Here is a 7,343-nt window from a genome sequence, read left to right on the forward strand (position 1 = left end):
TCCGTCTATTATCAAATAAAGCGAAAAATATTGGAGGCATTTATATTATGGATGTATTAACACATGTATTAGCAAAAATTCAGACGGCTGTTTGGGGACCACCCACTCTCTTTTTACTTATGGGAACAGGGCTTTTTTTCACGATCGCGTTAGGTGGACTGCAAGTCGTAAAATTCCCAAGAGCATTAAAGTGTATTTTTGAAAAAGAAGATGGAGACGGAGACGTTTCATCTTTTGCAACTCTTTGTACTACCCTTGCAGCTTGTATCGGAACCGGAAGCATTGTCGGTGTTGCAACCGCTCTGCGTATCGGCGGTCCCGGTGCTCTCTTCTGGATGTGGGTATCCGCAATTCTTGGTATGACTACGAAATACGCCGAAGGGCTTCTTGCCATAAAATACCGTACAACGGACGAGAATGGTGAGATTGCCGGCGGACCTATGTATTATATCCAGAATGGTCTCGGCGACAAATTCAAATGGCTCGCGAAATCATTTGCCTTTTTTGGCGCTGTAACTGCACTTCTCGGAAGTGGTACTTTTCCACAGGTACATGCGATTACAGAATCGGTAAGCACTTCTTTTCATCTTCCAGTATTACTTGTCGGTGCAATTATTACCATTATGACTGCTGTTGTAACATTAGGTGGAATCAAATCCATCTCCAAAGTAGCGGAATTCATCGTTCCTTTCATGGCACTTTTCTTTGTAGGCGGATCTGTTCTGATTCTTGTATGGAACTGCAAGGTAATTCCTGCTACATTTGGTCGCATCTTTGCATGTGCATTTTCTAAAGAATCTGTACTGGGCGGAACTGCCGGAACTGCAGTGATCTCATTTATGACAGCTATGAGAATGGGAGTTGCTCGTGGTGTATATACAAACGAAGCCGGACTCGGAAGTTCTCCGATCGTTGCCGCTGCCGCAAAAACGAATTCCTGTGTAAAGCAGGGTCTGATTTCTATGACAAGTGTATTCTTTACAACGATTGTTGTCTGCACGATGACTGGTCTTGTTGTTATTTCCAGTGGTCTGCTTGACAATTCAGAGTTAAGCGGAAGTATTCTCGTCACAGAAGCCTATAATGCCGGACTTCCGATCAATATTGGAACTTATTTGATTTCATTTGGTCTGATTTTCTTTGCATTTACTACAATTCTTGGTTGGAATTATTATGGTGAACGTTGTATCTTATATCTGACCGGAACTACAAAGAGTATTAAGCCTTTTAAGATTATTTATATTCTTGCTATTGCAATTGCGCCGTTCATGACCCTTGATCCAATCTGGATGCTTGCAGATATTACCAATGCCCTGATGGGTATTCCTAACCTGATTGCACTTCTTGGTCTGCGTAAGGTTGTCATCAGCGAAACAAAAAAATATTTTCAGGTAAAAGAAACTGTCGTTGCTGCTGAAGGCATTCAGGAATTAGGTTAAGGATATTCAACGAATTTGTATATTTTCTTTCAAATGCACGACAAAAACATAGTATGGATAGCATTACAGAGCTTACTCGGTTTTCTTGTATTTGTACACTTCTTATGTTATACTGAATCCATCAACGTAAAGGAGTATTTACAATGTCTGATACACAGGAGTTATCCAAACAGCAACTCAAATCAAAGGAAACCAAGGGACGGATTTTCCGAGCAGCCAAGACTATCCTGCAGGAAAAAGGATATGAAGCTCTCTCTATAAAGAACATCTGCGAAGAGGCCGGCGTATCCAACGGAAGTTTTTATCATCATTTCAAGACAAAGGATGATCTTCTTTCCTATTATATCGAGGAACAGCCAAGTATTAATCCTGATCTGCTGGATTTGCCTGGCAGTGCCGAAGAAGCGATCACCACTATCGTCCATGTCTATCTAAACTATGTAGAATACTGCAAGGAACTGGGATTGGAATTCATATCCAACTATTATACGCCTAAGAACCAGTCACTGAATCCGGATATTCGTACGGAACGTCCTTATCCGATTCTGACTGTACACAATTATCTCCAGAAATCAATCGATGCCGGAGCAATTGCACTCCGTCGTCCGTTAGAGGATGTCAGCACCGATATCCGTATGATTGTTATCGGAAATGTATTCGAATGGTGTCTGAAAAATGGCAAGGCTGATTTTGAGCAGAATATGCGCAGATCACTGGAATGTTATCTGGACGGCGTGATTAATAAAGATTAATAAAAACACGTTAATAAAAGAACCTTTCAAGTAGCGGGCTTGAAAGGTTCTTTTATTAGAGAATTGGCTAATTGCCATGTCAATCATTTATTGTTTTTATTATAACTCACATTTATTGGAATTTCCAATCAGTAATTTTAATATAAAGAGCCTTTTATAGATGTCGTCTATAAAAAGCTCTTTATTATTCAGATTTTACTCATCATCTTCTGCCCAGGCGATCGCACAGCGCACTGCGCGTTTCCAGCCTTTCAGCAATTGATTTCTCTTCTCTTTATCCATTTCTGACTCAAATGCTCTTCCAAGCTGCCAGTTCTCTTTGATCTTGTCTTTGTTCTTCCAGTATCCGGTTGCAAGTCCTGCCAGATATGCTGCTCCAAGTGCTGTAGTCTCAATACATTTCGGACGATGCACAATGGTATTATTGATATCTGCCTGGAATTGCATCAGCATATTATTGGCGCTGGCACCTCCATCTACCTTCAGCACGTTCAACTGTACTCCTGCATCTTCTTCCATCGCTTTAATCACATCATATGCCTGATATGCGATAGATTCCAGCGTTGCACGGATAAAGTGCTCTCTGGTACAACCTCTCGTCAGTCCAACCACTGTACCTCTGGCGTACTGATTCCAGTAAGGAGCACCCATTCCCGCAAATGCAGGAACAATATATACGCCATCTGTATCTTCCACCTGACTGGCGTACATTTCTGTCTCTGGCGTATTCTCTACAAGGCGCATGCCGTCACGCAGCCACTGATTAGCTGCTCCGGCTACAAAGATACTGCCTTCCAATGCATACTCTACCTTCGCCGGATCTGTGCTGGCCGCGATCGTTGTCAGGAGTCCATTGCCTGACATTACCGGATCTGTTCCTGTGTTCATAAGCAGGAAACATCCTGTACCATATGTATTCTTCACATCTCCAGGCTGAAAACATCCCTGTCCGAACAGTGCCGCCTGCTGATCGCCTGCTGCACCTGCTATCGGCACGTTACCTACCAGAACTTTCTCATCCGTATAACCGTAAATGCAGCTGGATGGCTTTACTTCCGGCAGCATTGCACGTGGAATACGGAACTTCGCCATGATTTCCTCATCCCAGCACAACTTATGAATGTCAAATAACATCGTCCGGGATGCATTCGTATAATCGGTCACATGTACCAGTCCCCCGGTCAGATTCCAAATCAGCCAGGTATCTACTGTTCCAAATAGCAAATCGCCTTTCTCAGCCTGTTCTCTGGCACCTTCTACATGATCTAAAATCCATGCGATCTTGCTGGCACTGAAATACGCATCTGCGATCAATCCCGTCTTCTCGCGGATCACCTGATCGAATCCCTCTTCTTTTAATGCATCAATCATCTCCGCTGTCCGACGGCACTGCCACACAATTGCATTGTACACCGGCTCACCCGTATAACGGTTCCAGATAATCGTCGTCTCTCTCTGATTCGTAATACCGATTCCCTTTATCTGCTTCGCATCAATTCCATTTTCCGCCATCACCTGTGCCATAACGGAATACTGGGATGACCAGATCTCTCTCGGATTCTGCTCTACCCAGCCCGGATGCGGATAAATCTGTTCAAATTCCCTCTGTGCCATACCACAGATGTCCCCCGCATGATTGAACAATATACAGCGGGAACTGGTCGTCCCCTGATCCAGGGCCATTACATACTGCTCCATACAATTCATCCTCTCTGTTTGATTCTGCTACAGGGCCTGAATATTCTTAGTTGCCAACACGTTAACCCCTGTACCTGCCACATCCGGCAATACGATCTGTCCGATCTTCACCGGAGCCTGAAGCTTCACATCTTTCAGTGCTTTGATACAGTCAAATATCTTATCTTTTGGTATATCTGATTCTGTCTTCACAGATACACATGGCAGATGACCTCCCTCCACCGGAACCGAAGACGTGACGATCCGTCTTGGATCTGTCAGTTCTTTTCTGGCATAGTCCGCTCCTCTCGGACATGTATTGCCAGTTACTTCCATGGTGCTATCGTCCTGGATGGTCACTTTCAGGCTGCAGCCCAGAGGACATCCGATACATACTAACTCTTTCTCTCTCATTATCTCTGCCCCTCCTCTTCAATCCGAATGGTAATGCTCTCAAGTCCTTCAAATTCTTCGAGCTTGGATTTCAGAAGGATTACCTGTTCCATCTCGCCGGGAGCCATTACTTTTTTCTTTACCCTGCTGATACACTTATCATTATAATACACGCAGAGATACTTGTCTCTATAAACATTTCCCACACGGAAACGTACCACCTGCTTATCCGTCATACGGTCGACATCCACACTGCAAGGCACCGTATAACGTACTCCATTCTCACCTTTTAATGGAATCTCTTTACCAGCTTCCGGAAGATTGCCCTGTACATATGCTGCCGCATTTTCACCGGCAGTCTTCGCTTCTCCGGATACATAATCTACCAGATCATGGACATGAAGCACGTTACCACAGGCAAATACGCCGTCTACATTCGTCTCCAGGCTTTCATTCACTACAGGACCGGATGTCACCGGATTCAGCTCTACTCCTATCTGGGAAGAAAGTTCATTCTCCGGGATCAGTCCACAGGACAGCAGCAGGGTATCACAATCATAATATTCTTCTGTACCCGGAATCGGCTTGCGATTCTCATCTACCTGTGCAAGTGTTACACCTTCCACGCGCTTCTTTCCTTTGATGTCTACCACTGTGTGACTCAGCTTCAGCGGAATACCATAATCATCCAGACACTGCACAATATTACGTTTCAGACCGCCGGAATACGGCATCAGCTCTGCCACCACCTGAACCTTGGCACCCTCCAGCGTCATACGTCTCGCCATAATCAGTCCGATATCTCCGGAACCCAGGATTACAACTTTTTTACCAGGCATTCTTCCTTCCATATTGACGTATCTCTGTGCAGTTCCTGCGGAGTAAATACCCGCCGGACGATAACCCGGAATATTCAGTGCACCTCTGGAACGCTCTCTGCATCCCATTGCCAGAATCACTGCTTTTGCCTCAATCTGGAACAAGCCCTGTTCTTTATTCATTACAGTAACAACTTTATCCCTGGACACATCCACAACAATCGTATGAAGCAGATACGGAATCTCCATTTCCTTTACCTTTTCAATATATCTTCCGGCATACTCAGGTCCGGTCAATTCTTCCTTAAATGTATGCAGTCCAAATCCGTTATGTATGCACTGATTCAAAATACCGCCAAGTTCATTATCTCTCTCTATGATCAGGATATCCTGTACCCCTGCCTCTCTGGCTGCAACTGCTGCCGCCAGTCCTGCCGGTCCTCCCCCGATGATTGCAATCTCTGTCTTCATCTTATATATCCTCCTTATCGTAACCTGTTAAAAATGCAGAACCTTCGCCGGATTTGGTAATCTCCGATACGTCTTTGCCAAGCTCTCTTGCCAGGATCTCCACCTGTTTTGGTGCACAGAACCCTGCCTGACATCTTCCCATCCCTGCTCTGGTACGACGTTTGATGCCGTCCAGTGTTGTAGCCCCAAGAGGTCTGTGAATTGCATCCATAATTTCGCCTTCTGTAACTACTTCACATCGACAGATCACATTGGCGTATGCCGGATTCTGTCTGATCAGTTCCTGGCGCTCTTCAAATGATGCCTCTGCCACATTCGGAATTCCTTTTCTTGTTGCCTTGAAATGTACTTTCTTTTCCTTCGGATAAATTCCCCGCACCAACTCTGCTACATATTCTCCAATCGCCGGGGAACTGGTAAGTCCCGGTGACTCAATACCTGCCACATCAATAAATCCCGATGCTCCTTCTACTTCCTTGATGATAAATTCATGTCCGGTCCAATGTGCTCGAAGACCTGTAAATGATGTGATCACCTGACGTGTCGGAATGTTCGGTGCGCTGACTTTTACCTTTGTCAGCAATTCTTCCAAACCTTCGGCAGTCGTCTGTGTATTTTCCTTATCTTCAATATCTACCGCCGTTGGTCCTGCCAGCAGATTACCGTGTACCGTAGGTGTTACCAGTACGCCTTTACCGTATTTTGTAGGAAGCTGGAAAATCGTACTCTTTACAAAATCTCCCACCTTTTTATCCATTAAACAGTACTCACCTTTTCTCGGAATAATCTCAATCTTATCTTCACTGACCATATTATGGAACTTATCCGCATAAACACCAGCCGCATTGACAACCATCTTTGTCTCAATGTCGCCCCTGGAAGTTTCCAGTCTGTAACCACCTTCCATCGGCATGATATTCTGAACCTCTGTATCAAACTGGAACTCCACACCATTCTCACATGCATTTTCAGCCATTGCAATGTTCAGTCCAAACGGACATACAATTCCACCAGTCGGCGCATACAAAGCTGCCACCATGTCATCGGTAACATTCGGTTCCATCTCTTTCACTTCTTCTTTTGTGATAATCCGAAGACCCGGAACACCGTTTTTCTGACCCTTTTCCAGAAGATATACTAACTGATCCATATCTTTCTCGTCGAAGCAGAGAACCAGTGACCCATTTCGTTTAAACGGAAAATCCAAATCCTTGGACAGCTGTTCCATCATCTCATTGCCTCTGATATTCATCTTCGCCATCATAGAACCTGGCTCCGTGTCGAATCCTGCATGAACAATACCGCTGTTGGCCTTGGATGTTCCTTCGCACACATCACTGTTAGCTTCCACCACCAGTACATCATACTGATATCTGGACAGTTCTCTCGCCACCGCACTTCCCGTGACTCCGGCTCCAATTATTACTATGTCTCGCATATTATATCCTCCTTCTGTTAACTTTCGTTTCCAATTCTGCTGGGCTCTGAACAAAACAAAAAAAGAGTACAAAAACAAGCCGGCTTCACGCCGTCTATTTTTGTACTCCGTTTTCTCCAAAATCATTATTTAACTGTAATTACCATAGCACTTTTCTCAGAATATGGCAATACCTTTTTTATAATCCAACTGCTTTACTCATCTTTTTCTTCCGACCAACTCGTCCAGAGATACGTTCATAATCTCTGCCATTTCCCACAAAATGATGTTGTATCATAAAAGTTGACACCCTATTCTCAAGGATTTTGATATATAATTATAATCAATACGAGAACAGGAGAAATAACCTATGGCA

The 7,343-nt window shown here is 44.3% G+C and carries 6 protein-coding genes; 2 read left to right on the forward strand and 4 right to left on the reverse strand.

Annotated elements, in window-relative coordinates; all coding sequences use genetic code 11:
* Window positions 1–47 precede the first annotated feature (47 nt).
* A complete protein-coding gene (locus OCV65_RS12685) occupies window positions 48–1,439 on the forward strand; it encodes an alanine/glycine:cation symporter family protein (RefSeq protein WP_262582353.1) in 1,392 nt (463 codons plus the stop codon).
* A gap of 143 nt (window positions 1,440–1,582) precedes the next feature.
* On the forward strand, window positions 1,583–2,191 hold the full coding sequence (locus OCV65_RS12690) for a TetR/AcrR family transcriptional regulator (protein WP_262582354.1): 609 nt from the start codon (window positions 1,583–1,585) through the stop codon (window positions 2,189–2,191).
* A gap of 195 nt (window positions 2,192–2,386) precedes the next feature.
* Here OCV65_RS12690 and glpK read toward each other — a convergent pair whose 3' ends face one another.
* From glpK to OCV65_RS12710, 4 genes are read right to left on the reverse strand one after another with little or no spacing between them, the layout of a single operon-like run.
* Window positions 2,387–3,889, reverse strand: a complete 1,503-nt coding sequence (glpK, locus tag OCV65_RS12695; RefSeq protein ID WP_262582355.1) for a glycerol kinase GlpK — start codon at window positions 3,887–3,889, stop codon at window positions 2,387–2,389.
* A 27-nt stretch (window positions 3,890–3,916) separates the two neighbouring features.
* A complete protein-coding gene (locus tag OCV65_RS12700; RefSeq protein ID WP_118382585.1) occupies window positions 3,917–4,282 on the reverse strand; it encodes a DUF1667 domain-containing protein in 366 nt (121 codons plus the stop codon).
* Complete coding sequence (locus OCV65_RS12705; protein WP_262582356.1) at window positions 4,282–5,550, reverse strand: NAD(P)/FAD-dependent oxidoreductase; 1,269 nt, start codon at window positions 5,548–5,550, stop codon at window positions 4,282–4,284. The genes OCV65_RS12700 and OCV65_RS12705 overlap by 1 nt, the downstream gene beginning before the upstream one ends.
* Window position 5,551: 1 nt before the next feature.
* Window positions 5,552–7,042, reverse strand: a complete 1,491-nt coding sequence (locus OCV65_RS12710) for an NAD(P)/FAD-dependent oxidoreductase (protein ID WP_262582357.1) — start codon at window positions 7,040–7,042, stop codon at window positions 5,552–5,554.
* Window positions 7,043–7,343 lie beyond the last annotated feature (301 nt).

This window comes from Dorea ammoniilytica, assembly GCF_025567415.1.
Lineage (GTDB): Bacteria > Bacillota > Clostridia > Lachnospirales > Lachnospiraceae > Claveliimonas > Claveliimonas ammoniilytica.

Coding starts and splice junctions, on each gene's coding strand:
- OCV65_RS12685 (WP_262582353.1), top strand. CDS start 48: ATGGATGTATTAACACATGTATTAGCAAAAATTCAGACGGCTGTTTGG.
- OCV65_RS12690 (WP_262582354.1), top strand. CDS start 1,583: ATGTCTGATACACAGGAGTTATCCAAACAGCAACTCAAATCAAAGGAA.
- glpK (WP_262582355.1), bottom strand. CDS start 3,889: ATGGAGCAGTATGTAATGGCCCTGGATCAGGGGACGACCAGTTCCCGC.
- OCV65_RS12700 (WP_118382585.1), bottom strand. CDS start 4,282: ATGAGAGAGAAAGAGTTAGTATGTATCGGATGTCCTCTGGGCTGCAGC.
- OCV65_RS12705 (WP_262582356.1), bottom strand. CDS start 5,550: ATGAAGACAGAGATTGCAATCATCGGGGGAGGACCGGCAGGACTGGCG.